At 74.3% G+C, this 820-nt stretch carries 1 protein-coding gene; it reads right to left on the reverse strand.

Features of this window, described 5'->3' with window-relative positions; genetic code table 11:
• A partial coding sequence (locus Y694_RS26365) for an MOSC domain-containing protein (protein WP_409072503.1) occupies positions 1-820 on the reverse strand: 820 nt, incomplete at both ends.

The raw sequence follows: 820 nt of genomic DNA on the forward strand, positions 1-820 counted from the left end.
AGCAGCGCGGCCAGCGCCTCGGGATCGCTCTGCGCCAGAGCCTCGACGGCGGCCGACGCCGCCTCGCGCCGCTCGCGCCGCTGCCGGTCCTTGATGGTCTCCACCTCGACGGCCAGCGTCCGCAGGCATTGCAGTGCGGTCTGCGCCTGCGCCGCGCGCTCGGGCGTGGCGTCGGGCTGCTGGCCGAGCACCACCTCGCTGAGCCAGCCGAGCTGCTTGCCGTAGCTGGCCACGTCGAACACCGCGCGTTCGACGTCGGCGTCGCCGGCCGTCGGGCGGATCCCGCTGAAGATGTCCTGCGTGACCGCACCGCTCAGCGGAAAGTGAAGCTGCGGCGCCCAGTGGAGCCAGAACCAGGGAAACATCGGCAATCCTCCTCGCGGGTTGTCGTCATCCGCCGGGTGGCGCGAACTCGCACACCACCGCGTCGCCCAGGTGCAGCATGCCACCGGCCAGCACCCGCGCGGTGACACCGCCATGCCCGCGCACCGCGCTGTAGCCCCCCGGACCGAGCGCCTCCTCCATGCGCGAGCAGGCTCGCAGGGGCCGGTGAGCTCGAGCAGCACGTCGGCGCCGATGCGCAGGCGCAGCGGCTGGTCGCGGAACAGCGTGCGCACGGCCAGCAGGTTCAGCCCCGACACCAGGAGGTTGCGGCGCAGCGCATCGGCGGTCACCTCCGGCCGTCCCGCCAGTGCGGCGATGACCGGCAGGTGCTCGGCCTGCAGCAGCGTGACCTGGCGCTTGCCGCCCAGGCCGCGCCCCGTGGCACTGCGATCGCCGTGCAGGCCGAGGCCGGCGAGCGCCTGCGCGGACGCCACCG

Source organism: Methylibium sp. T29-B, from assembly GCF_000576225.1.
GTDB lineage: Bacteria > Pseudomonadota > Gammaproteobacteria > Burkholderiales > Burkholderiaceae_C > Methylibium > Methylibium petroleiphilum.